General features: G+C 63.3%; 6 protein-coding genes. 3 read left to right on the top strand and 3 right to left on the bottom strand.

Annotation, left to right across the window (positions count from 1 at the left end; all coding sequences use genetic code 11):
• Nucleotides 1-45 precede the first annotated feature (45 nt).
• Nucleotides 46-450: a preprotein translocase subunit YajC gene (gene yajC, locus R8L07_17630; protein MDW3207362.1), complete on the bottom strand. Its 405-nt coding sequence runs from the start codon at nt 448-450 to the stop codon at nt 46-48.
• 207 nt (nt 451-657) lie between these two features.
• Between yajC and R8L07_17625 the strand changes: the two genes are divergently transcribed.
• The 3 genes from R8L07_17625 (at nt 658) to ggt (ending at nt 3,826) form a co-directional block, all read left to right on the top strand.
• Nucleotides 658-1,512: an ATP-binding protein gene (locus tag R8L07_17625; protein MDW3207361.1), complete on the top strand. Its 855-nt coding sequence runs from the start codon at nt 658-660 to the stop codon at nt 1,510-1,512.
• A gap of 141 nt (nt 1,513-1,653) precedes the next feature.
• A complete protein-coding gene (locus tag R8L07_17620) occupies nt 1,654-1,902 on the top strand; it encodes a hypothetical protein (protein ID MDW3207360.1) in 249 nt (82 codons plus the stop codon).
• Complete coding sequence (gene ggt / locus R8L07_17615; protein MDW3207359.1) at nt 1,892-3,826, top strand: gamma-glutamyltransferase; 1,935 nt, start codon at nt 1,892-1,894, stop codon at nt 3,824-3,826. The genes R8L07_17620 and ggt overlap by 11 nt, the downstream gene beginning before the upstream one ends.
• Here the strand turns inward: ggt and R8L07_17610 are convergent.
• Nucleotides 3,823-4,668, bottom strand: a complete 846-nt coding sequence (locus tag R8L07_17610) for a hypothetical protein (GenBank protein MDW3207358.1) — start codon at nt 4,666-4,668, stop codon at nt 3,823-3,825. The genes ggt and R8L07_17610 overlap by 4 nt on opposite strands.
• Before the next feature lie 224 nt (nt 4,669-4,892).
• Nucleotides 4,893-16,379 carry a S8 family serine peptidase gene (locus tag R8L07_17605; GenBank protein MDW3207357.1) on the bottom strand — a complete coding sequence of 3,829 codons (11,487 nt, stop codon included), beginning with the start codon at nt 16,377-16,379 and terminating at the stop codon, nt 4,893-4,895.
• Nucleotides 16,380-16,413 lie beyond the last annotated feature (34 nt).

The following is a 16,413-nucleotide window of genomic DNA, read 5'->3' as shown; positions in this document are numbered from 1 at the left end:
AGTCCGTCAGTCAGTGGATGGGATGCCGGCGCGGATGACCGTCGGTCACTTCTTCTTGCCGAACAGAGATCCCATCAGACCCTTTTTCTCTTCGCCGGTTTCATTGGCCGGCTGTTTCGGCGCGTCCTTAGCCGGTTCGGTCTTGGAGAGGACGTCCATCAGAGTGTGCTTGAGGACCTTCACCTCTACGTTTTCGGCAATCTTTACCGACAATTCGTTGTCGTCGACCACCTTTGTCACCGTGCCCAGCATGCCGCCGCCGAGGACGACCTTGTCACCACGGCGCGCCGCAGCCAGTTTGGCCTGGTGTTCTTTCTGACGCTTCTGCTGCGGGCGGATCAGCAGGAAATAGAAGATCGCGAAGATCAGAATAAGCGGCAGGAACATCTCCAGAAGGCCGCCGCCGGCTGCTGCTGCCTGATCCTGCGCGTAAGCGGTCGAAATGAACATTGGATACGCTCCCAATCGTCAAGGAAATCGCCGGACCATCCCGGCAAACAAGTCGCCCGGGACTATACGGACCGCTGGCGAAAGTGCAATGCCGCGAAACGGTCCAATCGGCGGTTTTCCGCGCGATTGACCGGGCATGGGTACGGCGATAGGCTCGCCGCCCTTCCCGCCCGATTCCGGCGATGCAACAACATTCGGACATGAGCCATGACGGACCGCGAAACGCTGGACACCCTGAAACGCATTGCCGACGCGCTGGATCGCCTGGCCCCGGAACCCCGCCCTCCCTTTGAGGTGCCGGACGCGGAGGCCTTTGTCTGGAACGCGGAAACGGAACGCCTGGACCCGGTCGAGAATGTGAACCGGGTCGATATTGCCCTGCTGCAGGGCGTGACCCTGCAGCGCGACCAGATGCTGGAAAACACGCGGCGTTTCGCGCAGGGCCTGCCGGCGAACAATGCCTTGTTGTGGGGCGCCCGCGGGGCCGGAAAGAGTTCCCTGGTCAAGGCCGCCCATGCGGCCGTCAATGCAGAGACCGACGGCACCCTCGCGCTCGTGGAACTGCATCGGGAAGACATCCCCACCCTGCCGAAACTGCTGAGTCTTCTGCGCGGGTCCGCGAGGCGCTTCATCCTGTTCTGCGACGACCTGTCCTTCGACGGTCAGGATGCCGCCTACAAATCCCTGAAGGCCGTCCTTGAAGGCGGTGTCGAGGGACGGCCGGACAATGTCCTGTTCTACGCCACGTCGAACCGGCGCCACCTGATGCCGCGTGACATGATCGAGAACGAACGCTCGACCGCGGTGAACCCGTCGGAGGCCGTGGAGGAAAAGGTGTCCCTGTCGGATCGCTTCGGTCTCTGGCTCGGCTTCCATTCCTGCGATCAGCAGACCTATTTCGAGATGATCCGCGGCTATGTGGCGGCATATGACCTGCCGATCGAAGAGGATGAATGGCGTCCAATGGCGGTGGAATGGACCGTGACACGGGGCGCGCGATCGGGTCGGGTCGCCTGGCAGTTCATTCAGGATCTTGCCGGCAGGCTGGGGGTTTCTCTCTAGCCGGCGCAATCCAGGACCCAGTTGCCCTGGCCACTTGCCCAATTCCTGCGGCTTCCCTTACCATACTGGTCGAGGGGAGCTACGGCAGGAACCATGACGCAAACGAGGGTCATTTCGCTGAAGGACGTAAAGCCGACCGCAATGCGCGGGGGGGCAAGGCCAACCAAGGTGCAGATGGCCTATCTGCGGCGCGGATTGCGACAGCCCGGGGGCAAGCTGCCCCTGTTCGATGACGAAGGGCAGCGCATCAGCGACAGGACCGTTCGCAGTTGCATCGAACAGGGCTGGGCCGAGCCCTGGTTCAACAATCCCCTGAAGCCCGACTGGCTGGTCTGCAAGCTGACCGACAGCGGGCGTGATCTGGCAACGCCTGACCCGAATGACGAATAGAACCGGACGCATTGCTGCCCTGTTTCGTGCCGCCGTCGGCGTAACTGCAATCGGCGGTGTCGTGATGTTGGGCGGCGGTGTTCTGGCGCTGCTGTTCGGCGATCCCGGCACGACGGATGACCGGCCGGCGATTGTCGCAAAATCCCCTGCGCCCCAGGGCCGCCCGCCGGCCTCCGCCGAGGGCATTGCGCCGGAGGCAGCAACCGGCGTTTTCTCCAAGAATGCCGTCTACGCCCACGACTACATGATGGTCGCGGCCCATCCGGTTGCGGCCCAGATTGGTGCGGCGGTCATGGCCGATGGCGGAACGGCGGCCGATGCCATCATCGCCGCGCAGATGGTGCTCAACCTCGTCGAGCCGCAAAGTTCGGGCATCGGCGGCGGCGGGTTCCTCCTGTATTGGGACGCGGAACGCGATGACCTCTATTCCTATGACGGGCGCGAAACTGCCCCCATGGAAGGCAGTGACGACTATCTCCGCAACAGGGACGGCAGTTTCAAGTCATTCACGGAGGCCCTGACAGGCGGCGCCTCGGTCGGTGTGCCCGGGCTGCTGCGCATGCTTGAGATGGTCCATCGCGACCACGGCGCCCTGCCCTGGGCCGATCTGTTCCAGCCCGCCATCGAACTGGCAGAGGACGGATTCCCGGTCAGCCCGCGCATGCACACCCTGATCGGCGAAACCGCCCTGCTGGACGCGATGGAGCCTGCAGCATCCTATTTCTTCGATCCGGAATCCGGGCAGCCCCTGCCGATCGGAACCCGTCTTCGCAACCCTGCACTGGCGGCCTCGTTTCGAACCATTGCGGAGGATGGGGCCGACGCCTTCTATCAGGGCCCGATCGCGCAGGCTATGGTCTATGCCGTTCGCAACGCCGATCGAAACCCGGGCGCGCTGAGCCTGGATGATCTGGCCGCTTACAAGGCCGTGCGACGGGACAACCTTTGTCTGCATTACCGCATCTATCGGGTATGCGGCATGGCACCGCCCTCTTCAGGAGGGTCAACCGTCCTGCAGATCCTGGGAATGCTGGAATATGCGCCGCAGGACATCCGGCGGGAGCCCCCCGGTTCGGCGGACGGTATCCAGATTTTTGCGGAGGCGATGCGTCTGGCCTTTGCGGACAGAAACCGGTACCTGGCCGACACCGATTTTGTCGACGTGCCGCTTACCGAGATGCTTGCGGTGCCCTATCTGTCACAGCGGGCCGCATCCATGGACCTCGGCAGCGACGGCAAGGTCGACCGGGAACCCGGCGATCCCGTCGGGGACCGCGCGATGCTGGATACCCTGTCGTCCGATCGCAGTCCCGAGCTTCCCTCGACGACCCACCTCGTCGCCGTCGATCGAAACGGGTCGGTCGCCTCGATGACCAGTTCCATTGAAAACGGCTTCGGATCCCGTGTGATGGTCGGTGGGTTCCTGCTGAACAATCAGCTGACGGACTTTGCCTGGCGTGCGGAAAATGACGGCGTGCCGGTTGCCAACCGTTTCGAACCCGGAAAGCGCCCGCGCAGTTCCATGGCCCCGACCCTGGTCTTCGGACCGGGCGGAGAACCGAGGCTGGCCTTGGGATCGCCGGGGGGGAGCCGGATCATCGGTTATGTGGCAAAGACGCTGGTCGGTGTCCTGGATTGGGAGTTGTCCATCCAGGAGGCGATCGAACAGCCCCACTTCCTGAACCGCAACGGCGCCATGGAACTGGAGGACAGCAGCGTCCTGGACAGTGCTGCGCATGTTCTGGAACTGCGCGGCTATGACGTTGCCCGCCGGTCCATGGCCAGCGGCCTGCACGGCGTAGAATTCTCCGGCGGCGTTCTGGTCGGCGGGGCGGACCCCAGACGCGAGGGCATGGCGGTCGGGGAGCGCAATCTGAACCGGGATCTGGACGCCGTCTTCCAGTCCCTGCTGGACGGGTCCTAGCGATCGTCCTCCATCATCCCCGTCAGTGACTGCAAAAGCGGTTCCGCGTCGCGTTCGGCAGGAACAGCCAGCCGCAGATCGACACGAAAATAGTCATCGACCGTGCACTCTTCCGCCGCGATGCCGTTCTGAAGTCCGGCCGCCAGTTCCTCCCGCATTTCCTCGGGCGAGAAGGCACGGCGATATCGTATGCCCGGCACTGCCGTCCGCAATTCGTACTGGCGCGCATCCAACGCCTTGCGAAGCGGCCCGAGATTGACCCGAGGCCGTGGGCTCAACACCAGGACGGGACGGTTCGGACTGGCCGCTTCGATCAGGGCCGTCATAGCCGCGGCGACATGATCGCCGATCGCGCCGCATTCATAGACAAGGTCGGCCTTCGACAAGACAGCCTTCAGTGCTTCGCCCGGCGGGTGCTCCATGAGATTGTCGGTATGTCCCTGGTCGATCACGCCGCAGGCGCGGGCATAGTCCAGAGCCCGGTCGGCAATGTCGATTGCATCGATCCGGTGCGGTTCGATGGAAAAGTCCCGTCGCCACCCGGCGAAATGTGCCGCATCCCCTTCCGGTGCGGCATCCTTGGCAAAATAGGCGTAGAGATCCGCCATCTCGCGCCCGGTCCGCAGGCACATCCCGACCGCCCCGTACCCGGACGCGAAGTCAACGAGCCGGGCCGGACGGTCGTTGCTTGCCCGCAGGGCCGGGATGAGGCGACGCAGCGCTGCTGCCATGACGCCGGGCATCCTGTAGTCGCCGGTCGCCACGCCCCGGAAATAGGGACGCGGGTCCGGCAGGTTGTAGAGCTTGTCGAATTCCGTCCAATGCGTCGGCGCCTGGCTCATCCTATCCCCCTTTGGAACAGCTTAGGACGATGTGCCATGGACCGAAAGGGTATCGGGAAATGGTCCGGCCCCGCCAACGATCTGTTCGACGGGGCCGGTGAGGATCCCGGGCGGCGTCCCATGCTTCCCGGTTACCGGGTCGGTATGTGCCGGAATCCGGTGACGGGAATTGGACCTGTCGATGAAGAAACCGTGACGTTGCGTCGGATTGGTTTGGGGTTTGGTTATGCGGTGGTCCAGGCCGAAGCGAGGACGGATTGGAGGTTGTCTTCGGTATCTTGGGGCATGGTGATGTCGCCGTCGCCGGGTTTGGTTTCCTGGGCCATGGCCTGGACCAGCTGCTGCACGCTCGACGCGGTCAGTTCGCGCCCGTCGCCGGCGACGAAAGTGTCGACCTGGGCGGTTTCCGTCGCATACCAGTCGGCGATGGTGGCGCTGCCCTGATTGCCGATGATGGAGACCAGAAGATCGTCGCCGCTGCGCTCGAACCAGAGCTGATCATGGGCGACGCTGGCGTCGAACACGAGGCTGTCATCCGTGCCGCCGGCGTCCAGGATCGTGTTGTCGCCGCCGTTCCGTGCCATCTCGTACCGGTCGTTTCCGGTCCCGCCCGACAGCGTGTCGTCGCCCGCGCCGGCGATCAGCACATCGTCGCCGCCGGTGGCCGAGACCGCGCGTCCGGTCGTGCCGGTATAATCCGAGGCGACACCGCCGCTTTCCACCTGCAGGCCGGACAGCAGCAACCCGTTGGTCACATCGCCGTCATAGACATGCGTGCCGCCATTGTGCAGGTAGACGTTCACATAGCTTTGACCGGCGGCCATCTCCATCCTCGCCGAGATCCGATACCAGCCGTCGCCGACATCCTCGACATCCGCCCCCAGCACACTGGCCGTCGTGCCTGCCACACTGCCCTGCCCCAGATCGTAGACCGCGGTCCCGTAATGGGCGAAGCCCGCGCCATCCCAGCCGCTCGCCAGTTCGAAGCGGAGATGGTCGACCTCTTCCGCCTTGGCATAGATCGATGTCACATGAATCCCGGCCTCGGCGACATTCACGACACGGCCGATGCGATGCGGCGCGATCGTGTCGGTCTCCAGGATACGGTCGGCCTGCATGCCGGGCGCCGGTCCCTCCGCCGCGTCGGCCTCGACCGTGGCGCCGCTCTTGAAATACGCCGCGTTGTCGAATGCGTCCGACCAGTTTGCGAGGTTCTCCTGACCGTCGCCGATCAGCACATCCCCCGACGCCGCGGACCGTATCACCGTCTGGGTCGTCTCGGCATAGGTGCCGGCGGTCGTGCCCCGCTCGAACTGGGCACCGGCGATCATCAGGCTCTCCGACCCGGTGCCTGTGAAGTAATGGGTCCCGCGGTTCATCATGTAGACATTGAGATGCGAGCCGCCGGCGGCATGATCCATCGTCGCCGTGATGCGATACCAGCCATTGCCGACATCCTCGACACTGGCATCCGAGATCGCACTGGCGGAGCCGAGGACCCGGCCGCCGGCCAGATCGAAATCCGCCGTGCCGTAATGGTCGAACCCGCCGCCGTTCCAGCCGCTCGCCATCTCGAACCGGAGGCCGGATACGGATTCCGCCTTGGCGTAGAGCGATGTCGTATAGGTCCCGGCCTCGGACACGGTGATCCGCCGGTTCATGCGATGGAATCCGGTGCCGGCGCTGGCCGTCAGGCGCGATACGGACGCCCCGACCGCGAGACCGTCTGACGAGAGGGCCGTGGCCCGGGTTCCGTCCTTGATGTACTGCGCGCCAGAGAAGGCGGCCGACCAAGTCATCAGGTTCTCGCGCCGGGCGGCACTGGTCGCCTCGCCTTCGGTCCCGGCCAGAATGCGGTCCGCGCCTGCACCGCCGATCAGCCTGTTGATCGCGGCCGTCCCGGTGATGACATCATTGCCCGTGCCGCCGACCGCATTCTCGATCCCGCTGAACACATCGGATCCGGCATCGTCCCCCGCGGCGGTGCCGTTCACCAGATCGATCGTCACGCCCGCCCGGTCGTCGCGATAGTCGAGCGTGTCGACACCCGCGCCGCCGAAGATCGCGTCATTGCCCGCCCCGGCCAGGATCCTGTCATCCCCGATGCCACTGATGGCGTTACTGCCACTCTGGGTCGCGTGATAGGACGACGCCGCAGGGCCGGATTCGAACTGCATGCCGGTCAGATAGAGCCCCGACGTCCCGTCGTCACTGAAGGCATGCGAGTTGCCGTCGTGCAGGTAGGTGTTCACATAGGATGTGCCGGCGGCGAACGGCATGGTCGCTTCGACGCGATACCAGCCATCCCCCGCATCCGTGACCTTTGCGGCGTGGATGGCACCCTGGCTGCTGTGCACGCGTCCGGTCCCGGCGTCGAACACGACCTGGCCGTAATGGTCAAATGCGGAATTGTTCCAGCCGCTGGCAAGTTCGAAGCGCAGATGCGACAGCTCGTCGGCCCGAACATAGGCGGAAAGGGTATGCAGCCCGTCCGTCGCGACGGATACCGCGCGGGTCATCCGGTGTATCACGCCGGCATCGCTGCTGACGACGCGGGTCGTCGTCATCCCGAAGGCCGGGCCGATACCGTTCTGCGTCTCCAGATCGACGCCGTCCTTGCGATAGGCGCCGTTGGAGAAATCTTCCGACCAGGTCATCAGGTTCTGGGTCGTGTCGCCGGACAGGATGTCGTCGCCGTCGCCGCCGATGATGAGGTCGTCCCCGGCGCCGCCTTCGATCCGGTTCGCATCCGACGTGCCGCTCAGACGGTCGCTGCCGGCGCCGCCGACGACATGTTCGATCCCCGACAGAGTGTCGCGATCGATATCCGCGCCGCGGCCGTATCCCGCATCCAGGTCGACATCGATCCCGGCGACCGCGCTGGAATAGACAATCGTATCCTCGCCGGACCCGCCGCTATAGACATCGTTGCCGCGCCCGGAGCCGCCGACGATCGTATCCGCGCCGGCGCCGGCATAGACCCGGTCGTCGCCGTCGCCGCCGACCAGATGATCGCTGCCGTCCTCCTGGCCGGTCAGGACAGGGCTGTCTTCCGTCCCGACATAGGCGCCGACCGAGCTGCCCATTTCCAGCTGAGCGCCGGCGATCAGCAGGCTGTCGCCCGGGCGATCGCCGAAGGCATAGTAACTGCCGTCATGCAGATAGACATTGAAATAGGACAGGCCGGGATCGAACGCCATCTGCGCCGAAACGCGCAGCCAGCCATTGCCGACATCCTCCACCGCCGTCCCGCGGACCGCGCCGCTGCGGCTTGCGGTCCGGGCTTCCCCCAGATCGAACACAGCCGTGCCATAGTGGTTGAAGCTGGCATTGTCCCAGCCGCTCGCCAGTTCGAACCTGAGATGATCCAACTGATCGGCGCGCACGAAAATCGACGCCGTGTGGACCCCCGATGCATCGACGCGCACCTCGCGGCTCATCCGATGGAAGCCGTTCGCGCCGGACGCCGACAGGCGATAGGCCTCGACACCGCCTTGCGGCCCCTGATCCGCGGCCTCGACGGAAACACCGTCCTTGATGTAGACGCGGTTCTCGAAATCCCCCGACCAGGTCAGCTGGTTCTCGGCGCCACCGCCGATCAGGATATCGTTGCCCGCCCCGCCGTTCAGGACGTCGTTGCCGCCGCCGCCTTCCAGATGATCGTCGCCATCGGGCTCCAGCGACGCGGTGGCCCGGGTCGCGACATATTCGCCCGCGACCTCGCCGCGTTCCATCTGAAGGCCGGACATGTACAGCCCGGTCGCGGTATCTCCGTTGAAGACATCCGCGCCGCCGTTCCGGACGTTCACATTGACATAGGACGTTCCCGGCGAGAACTCCATCCGGGCGGAGACGCGATACCAGCCGCCGCCGACATCATCCACCTGTGCCCCGCTCACATCGCGATTGGTCCCGACCACGGAGCCGTCCTCGATGTTGAAGGCGGCGGTGCCGTAATGGGCAAAGTTCGCGCCGTCCCAGCCGCTCGCAAACTCCAGCCGCAGGCCGTCCAGCTCGTCGGCCATGGCATAGACCGATACGGTGTGGACCCCGGCCTCCACGACCTCGACCGTGCGGATCAGACGGTGCATGCGCGTCCCGTCCCCCGGCGACAGGCGCGTCACCCGGGCCCCGTCGACCGGGCTGTCGACATCCCCCGCCGACGGCGAGAGGTCATCCTTGTAGTAGACGTCCTGGGCGAAGTTCTCCGACCATGACAGCAGGTTGGTCGGGCCGCCGCCGTCCAGCCGGTCATGCCCGCCGCCCGCGATCAGGATATCGTTGCCCGTCCCGCCGCTCAGCGTGTCGTCATTGTCACCCGTGACCAGCCGGTCGGCACCGCCGCGTCCGAACAGGCTGACCGCCGCTTCGGTCCAGGTGAAGTCCTCGTCGCCGCTGCCCCCGAAACGCGACAGCATCTCGGACGCGCTGAGTGTCCGTCCCGGCTGGTCCTCGAAGGTGAAGCCCTCGATCCGCGCCGCACTGTCCAGCCAGTTGCGCAGGCGCAGCACGTCCCCCGCCGCCTGTACCCCGGCCTCCGATCCGTCGTCATCCGAGACAAAGCGAAGGACCAGATCCCGGCCCTCGATCTGCGCTTCCACGCGTTCGGCGGTGATGCCGGCTCCGAAGCGGAGCGTATCACGCCCGCCGTCCTGGCCGTCCGCCACCGTCTCGTCGAGAATGTCGGCACCGTCGCCGATACGGTAGACATAAAGGTCGTCCCCGGCACCGCCCATCAGGACGTCATTGCCCTTCCGGCCCATCAGCGTATCGCTGCCATCTCCGCCGGACAGCGTGTCATGGGCCGAACCGCCGCGCAGGGTATCGCTGCCGTCGCCGCCTTCGGCCACGATGGTCTGGGCCGCCACGTCCAGGCTGACCGTGATGGTCGACGCCGCGCCATGGATGTCGGTGACGATGTAATCGAAGGTTCCAGTGCCGACGAACTCCTCGTCGGGCGTGAAGACGATCTCCGTGCCGTCCTGCATGACGGTGCCGCCGATCGCATTCTCCACACCGCCGAAGGAGAAGACGTCCCCGTCCGGATCAGCGTCGTTCGACACCAGCTGCATCACATCCAGCGTGATCGCGGTCTCCTCGGCGGTATCGAACCGGTCGGCGCCGCTCACCGGCGCGTCGTTCTCGTCCGTCACCGTCAGCGTCGCGGAACCGGTCGTCGACAGGCCGCCGCTGTCGGTCGCGCGTACCTCCAGGACCGGCGCGGCATCAGTCTCGTAGTCCAGCCCACCGGCCAGGGTGATGACACCGCTCTCCGCGTCGATCGCGAAGGCGCCGCCATGATCGTCGACCAGCGCAAAGCGTAGGCTGTCCCCGGCATCCTGATCATGCGCCGTCGCCGTCCCGACCACCGCCCCGATCGTCGCGTGCTCCCCGATCGAGTCCACCAGCGCAATCGACGGCACATCCGGCGCGTCATTCGCATCCGATACCGCGATGGTCACATCCCAGTCATTGCTGAGACCGCCCGCATCCGTCCCGCGGACCGAAATCACATGCGACGGGGCCCCCTCGTAATCCAGGGCGCCGGCAACCCGGATGACGCCCGTCTCGGCATCGATCGAGAAGCGGCCCTCCGCATCCTGCGTCAGCGCAAAGGAATGGCTGTCCCCCGCATCCGGATCATTGACCGACAAGGTCGCGAAACCATCTCCGGGCGCCGCATCCTCACTCACCGTGAAACTGGAAACACCAAGATCGACAGGCGCCTCGTTCACGTCGTCGACCGTCACCGTTACTGACGTTTCCTCGCTCCCCCCGAGATCACCAGTGGCAACCACGGTCAGCGTATAGGCGGCGACCGCTTCATGATCCAGATCGCCCGTCGTGGTGATCACGCCGGACGACGGGTCGATCGAGAACAGGCCGTCGAAATCATCCGCCAGAGAAAGCGAGAAACTTTCACCACCCAGCGAGAGCAACCCGACATGCGCAACCGAGAGGCCCGCCCCGGCATTCTCTTCCGCCGATCCGTGCGTCGGCAACAACACGATACCGGATCCCGCCGTAATGGTCCGGTCGGAGAACACAATACTTTCGACGCCACTGATCCGGTCGGTACCGTCGCGCCCGGACACCTGGTCGGCGAGAACCAGCGTTCCGACGTCCGAGGAGAGGAGGTAATCCGAATAGGCACCACGCAAGGTCAGGGTATCGGAACCCGCACCGCCGATGATCGTGTCATTGCCGGCAGAACCGCGGAACGCGTCGTCGAAATCCGACCCTCTGACATGGGTCATACCCTGCACGAGATCACCTTCGGCATATCCGCCGCTGGCAATGCCAATTTCCAGATCAAGCGAAACCGCGCCGTCCGAGCCGGAATAGTCGACCATGTTCCCGTTTGTCGAGGCGAAGAAGTCGGCGTCGGCTGTTGCCGTAACGGTCCCGTTCTCGGCGATGGAATAGGCAACTTTTTCGATGTTCAGGAAGGTGATCGTGCCGGAATCACCGAAGAAAACGGTTCCGCTATCGAAGTCGACAGTCGCGTCGCCGGAGATATACCCCAGATCGAGCGTGTCGGACCCGGCCCCGCCATTCACGTAATCGCCGGCGCCGGCATATATGACGTCGTCGCCATCGCCGCCATACAGGCTGTCCGCACCGGCGCCACCGGCGAGCGTATCATCGCCGTTCATGCCGAACAGCGTATCGATGCCGGCGCCCCCGAGGATCGTGTCGTTTCCGTCTCCGCCCTGGAACTCGTTGCCACCGGCATCGCCGATCAGCAGGTCATCCCCGCCGCCGGCTATGACACCTTCGATATCAATCAGGGTATCAACCGCCGCGGCGCCCGTTTGTGTTCCGTCGGCGAGAGATATCGTGACACCGGACTGGTCCCAGGTGTAGGTCGCGAGGTCCGCGCCCTCTCCACCGATCAAGGTATCGTCGCCGACCCCGCCATCCAGCACATCGTCTCCGGCGCCGCCGATCAGGACATCCGCGCCGCTGCCGCCATCCAGAACATCATCCCCGGCACCACCGGTCAGGGTGTCGTCCCCGCTGGATCCGCTCAACGTGTCTGCAAAGTCGCTCCCCACCAGGGCTTCGACATCAAACAGGATGTCGTTACCTCCGGAATTGGAAGCCAGACTGGCGACAATGCCGGTCGTCGCATCGGCGAAGCTGACCGTATCGATGCCGTCGCCGCCATAGATCGTGTCGGCTCCGTCCCCGCCCATCAGCAGGTCGTCGCCCGCACCACCGACGAGGTAGTCGTTACCCGCGCCGCCGGAAATCGTGTCGGCGGAATCTCCTCCGAAAATGGCTTCGTCGGATGCGTCCCCCGTCAGTATCGCGCCGCCGTCATCCGTGACCCGTGTGACCCGCATGTTCTGCGTTGCTGCGTTATCCGACAGGTCACGTGCAGTAACAGTGAAGTCGTCAATATAGGCGCCCGTTCCGGCCTGATATGTGAGGGTCTGAGTATTGACGTTGAAACTGATGCTGCCGTAATCGACGCCATCCGTTGTGACCGTTATCTCTTCGCCGTAGTTGTCCGAAACGACGAAGCCGATGCTCACCGCCTCGACATCCGACGACAGGATCAGATTTCGAACCGAAAGCTCGGGCGCGCTCGTATCGCCGAGAGAATCGATCGCGGCCGCCACGTTCAATCGGCCGCCTGTTACGGATCTACCGGATAGGCTCGAGACACGATCGACGTTATCGAGGATTGCATCGATCGCCTCACTGTAGGTCAGTTCCGGATTTTCCGACAACAGCAGTGCGATGGAACCGGTCACATGGGGCGCCGCCATGGAGGTTCCGGAAAGCGTTCTGTATCCGCCGCCCCGATAGGTCGAATAGATGGAATGCCCGGGTGCCCCGAGGTCTACCGACGTGGCTCCATAATTGGAGAAATAGGACAGGGAATCCGTACTGGTCGTCGACGCGACCGAGACGATATTGGCATGCGTGAAACTGGCAGGATAACTGGCGTAAGAGTTTTCGTTACTGCTGCCGTTGTTGCCGGCTGACGCAACGAAAATAGAGCCCGCATCGCGCGCTTCGCTGATGGCGGTAGAAATAGAGGTGTAGTAATGACTGTAACCACGCCCGCCATAGGAATTGTTGCTGACCCGCGCGCCCATCATCGTGGCATAGCGGATGCCTTCGACGATGTCGGCGATTGACCCGCTGCCACCCCCATCCAGCACCTTGACCGCCATCAGGCTGGCGTTCCACGCAACGCCGCTGATGCCGATGCCATTGTTGCCCTGCGCCGCGATTGTACCGGCGACATGGGTGCCGTGACCGTTGTCGTCGTCTCGCGAATAACCCGGCCCAATTCCCCGATTGTTTACAAAATCGTAGCCGTTGTAATCGTCGATATAGCCATTGCCGTCATTGTCGATCCCATCGCCCCAGATCTCACCCTCGTTGACCCACAGATTGCCCTGCAGATCGGCATGGTCGAGATCGATGCCGCTATCGATGACCGCAACGGTGACATCCGCGCTGCCGGTCTGCTTGTCCCAGGCATCATAGGCACCGATTCTCTGCAGCCCGTAGAGCGAGCCGACATTGGGATCATTCGGAATGGCCCGCGCTTCAAAATCGGAACCCGAGACTTCCTGTGATAGCGCGTTCGCGGGCAGGACATCGGATTCGAACTGGAAATCGACACTCAGTTGACCGTTGAGTTCGGCAATCCCCGTCAGGCCGAGTTCCTCGAACAAGTCGACGCCGGCGGCGGCATCGCCTTCGATGTTCCAGAACTGGATGGTGCCATCGGCGCCATAAACGATCTCGGCGCCAAGGTCCTCCTGTGCTTTCAGAAGGGCACCGCGCGCATAGCCGCGCGAAAGATCAACCAACAGGTCGACGCCTTCGTCATTTCCATCGTCCGACGCCTCGGAAAGACTGTCGGCATCCTCCGCGACGTATGAAATCTCGACCCTTTCCACGCCCGAAAGTGACGCGGCACCAACCTGGTCGGATCCGATCGCAACGGAACCAGTCTCTACGTCCAGGCGCACAATGTCGAAGCCCGCGCCGCCGCTCAGTTCTGCGTCAAGTGTGTCTGCCAGCAGGATATCGTCCCCGGCACCGCCATTGAGGATATCCGCGCCGACACCGCCATCCAGCGTATCATCCCCCTGAGCACCGACCAGAACATCGTCCCCGGCAAGGCCCTCGACCGTGCCGCCTTCGGTCCAGGCGAACAAGGTGTCGTCGCCGGCCGTTCCCGCCACATCGATCACTTCCCGATAGGACAACTGCGTGACGAAGATGTCGAAACTGGGACCATCGCGCCAGGAAACGAGGAACTGTTCTGACGCCTCATCGAATACCAATGTGAGGTCCCTGAGACCCATATTGGCGGATTGGTGAACGATCTCCGGCTCACCCAGGAGGTCACCATTTTCCGACATGACCTGTACCAGGACCTGTTCCCGATACGCCCCGCCGCTGGGCAAGCGTTCGGTCCAGCCAACGACATACGAATTGTTCGGGAGGTGCGTTATCTGGGCTTCGTTAAGATAGAGTGACTCGCCCTGCTGTGTCGCAACCGTCGTGACATCGCCCAGAAGTGCGCCATCGGCTGAGACCACGGCGGTCTCGATCGTCTGGTTTGGTCTCGGAAAGGCGGAATGCCTGGGCTGCCAGGCAAGCGATACATTGCCGTTCGACAACTCGGTAAGTTTGGCAGGCGTTGTTACGCTGAAAGTGTCGAGTACTACGGCATCTGCCCGAGCCGTCCCATCCGCATCGAACAATTGAACCTTTACGGTCGTATCGTCCTCAGCAGGGGTTCCCAGACTATGGTCTTCTGACCAGGTTAGTGCATACCCGCCGTCCGAGAGGGCCAGGACCTGCGGATAGCCGACAATGTGTCCTGGTGTGGCGGAAAGCAGTTCGACCGGCTCGCCAATAGTGGCGCCGTCGGATGAGAATCTCTGAACATGAAGCTCATGGACTTCCGGACTTCCCGCCTTCGAATGACGCAGGAAAACAAATCCCCCATCCGGATGAGCCTCCAGATCGAAGTAGGAAGGCGTATTTCCTTCCCACATGACGATCGGCTCACCGATCGGTTGTCCGTCCGATCCGACAATGACGGCAGTGGCATTGTAGTCCTGAATGTAGAACGGATTGCCTCTCCAGGCGACGACCGCATTACCGCCCGCGAGCTGCACCGCATCGATACCGCTTTTGAATTCAGGTGATTCAAACAGCACGACTTCATCGCCGACCAGGGTCCCGTCAGGCTGATGGGCTCTGAAATGAATGGATTTCGTCGGCGCCTCCACCCAGAAGGTACCGATATTGCCATCACCGAACTTCGCCGATGCTTTCGATTCCGCCTGCGAATACCGGCCCGTTGAATCGAAGGCCTCCCCGGAACTCTCCAACGTTGCTTGCGGCCCCACGACCTCCAGCGAAACGGTTCGGTCCACATGGGCCCCGGAATCGTCCGTCAAACGGATCGAAAAACTGTCGGAACCGAAGTATCCGGTGTCAGGTTGATATTGGACCTGGCCGTCCGCGTCGACCGTCACGGTGCCGTGCGAAGGCGCGCCGGCTACGGAGAATGTGGACCTTTCGAAATCGGATACCGTCGTCTCCAGTGACCAGTTGGCAACGGAGTCTTGGGCCAGACGCACCGTCCGGGCGACCAGGTCCGGAAACTCGAATACATCCTGCACCTGGACCGTAAGGGTCGTGGTGTCGCTGGCCGACGCGGAATCGGTGACGAGGGCAACGATTTCGTGCGATTCCGCCGTTTCGAAATCCAGCGTGCGGGCAACAGAGACGACACCCGTCGAGGCGTCGATGGAGAATCGACCATCCGCATCGTTGACCAGGGAAAAACTCAAAACATCCCCGAAATCCTGATCCGTGCCGGACAGTGTTCCGACGACGGAGCCGACACTGACATCCTCGGAGACGCTCAACGTCGCCGGGTTGAACACCGGCGCATCGTTCAGATCGTCCACCGCAACGGTGAAATCCTGCGTCAGAGTGGCCCCCGTGCTGCTCACTGCAACCGCCGTCAGGGTGTAGGAAGCCTGTTCCTCGAAATCCACGGCACGGTTGGTCGTGACCGCGCCGCTGGTCGCGTCGATGGAAAACAGCCCATCGTGATCGCTCATCAGCGAATAAGTGTATGTCTCACCGCTAAGATCCAGCACGGAAACATCGGCGGCGGCCTGGACCTGCGGATTGTTTTCGTCGATCGATTGCGGCGTTACATGCAGTTCAGGCTCACCGGAGGCCGTCACCGTTCCGTCGGCAAATGCCAGATATTCCGTGCCGGTGAGTGCGGTTGTCCCGTCCCGCCCGGCCACGCTGTCCGTGACGGTTACCGTGCCATCGACAACGCTGATGGCATAATCGGCGAAGTTCGACGTGAAATGCGCCGTATCAATGCCATCGCCACCATGGAAGGTCTGGTCGCCGATCGATACATGGAGAGAATCCGCGTGGCTGGTTCCCCGGATCGTCAGATCTCCGTAAAGGAGATCCCCTTCGGCCAAACCACCCGCCCCGGCTCCCGTCCGAAGATCAATGGTGATCCCTTCATCCGACGCGCTGTAATCGACGACCGCGCCATATGTATCGACAAAGACCTCAGCGCCCGCCCCGGCCGAGATGGTTCCGCCGCTGGCATCCTCGTAAATGATGGTTTCGATGCCCGTGAAGGTAATCGTTCCAATCTCTGCACCGGACACGACCCCGTTATCCATGTCGACGTCGACCGACTGGGACAGATAACCGAGA

This window comes from Alphaproteobacteria bacterium, assembly GCA_033344895.1.
Lineage (GTDB): Bacteria > Pseudomonadota > Alphaproteobacteria > UBA8366 > Aestuariispiraceae > Pacificispira.
Note: the sequence above shows the minus strand (reverse complement) of the source record. Positions and strands in the feature narration are given on the sequence as shown.

What these genes read in the sequence shown, in the direction of transcription:
- yajC (MDW3207362.1), bottom strand. Translation starts at nt 450, where the DNA reads ATGTTCATTTCGACCGCTTACGCGCAGGATCAGGCAGCAGCAGCCGGC.
- R8L07_17625 (MDW3207361.1), top strand. Translation starts at nt 658, where the DNA reads ATGACGGACCGCGAAACGCTGGACACCCTGAAACGCATTGCCGACGCG.
- R8L07_17620 (MDW3207360.1), top strand. Translation starts at nt 1,654, where the DNA reads ATGCGCGGGGGGGCAAGGCCAACCAAGGTGCAGATGGCCTATCTGCGG.
- ggt (MDW3207359.1), top strand. Translation starts at nt 1,892, where the DNA reads ATGACGAATAGAACCGGACGCATTGCTGCCCTGTTTCGTGCCGCCGTC.
- R8L07_17610 (MDW3207358.1), bottom strand. Translation starts at nt 4,668, where the DNA reads ATGAGCCAGGCGCCGACGCATTGGACGGAATTCGACAAGCTCTACAAC.
- R8L07_17605 (MDW3207357.1), bottom strand. Translation starts at nt 16,379, where the DNA reads ATGGATAACGGGGTCGTGTCCGGTGCAGAGATTGGAACGATTACCTTC.